At 65.1% G+C, this 438-nt stretch carries 1 protein-coding gene; it reads right to left on the minus strand.

The window, feature by feature from the left end; translation table 11 throughout:
- The coding region (locus tag EOA22_RS37150; RefSeq protein WP_164756360.1) for an adenosine kinase at positions 1–438 on the minus strand (438 nt) is incomplete at both ends.

Genomic DNA, 438 nt, shown 5'->3' on the forward strand with positions numbered 1-438 from the left:
CTTGATGGCGGTCGCCTTGACCACCACGGTCTCGTCGCCGCGCACGATCACCGAGCCTTTTTCCGAGCGGGTGACGGCGGCGATCCGGCAATCCTTGCGGATCTGGGCCAGCGCCTCGTCGAACGACGATGTCTGGTAGAGCGACTTGATCTCGTGGCTGTTGGCAAAGACGATGTCGACCGTGCCCGAGCGCACCAGGTCGAGGAATTCGTCGCGGTAGCGGTCGACGCAGAACGAATCCGACAGCGTCATCGACACTTCTCGGCCTGCCGCGTGCGCCAGCTTCGCCGTCTGGCGGATTGCCTCCTTGGCGCGCGGCGGGTCCCACAGATAGCCTTCGAAATAGGTGACCTTGGCGCCGGACGCCTTGTCGGCTTCGACATCCTCAGGGCCAAGCTCGACGCAGGCGCCGAGGTAGGCGTTCATCGAGCGCTCGCC

This window comes from Mesorhizobium sp. M7A.F.Ca.US.014.04.1.1, assembly GCF_003998745.1.
Lineage (GTDB): Bacteria > Pseudomonadota > Alphaproteobacteria > Rhizobiales > Rhizobiaceae > Mesorhizobium > Mesorhizobium ciceri.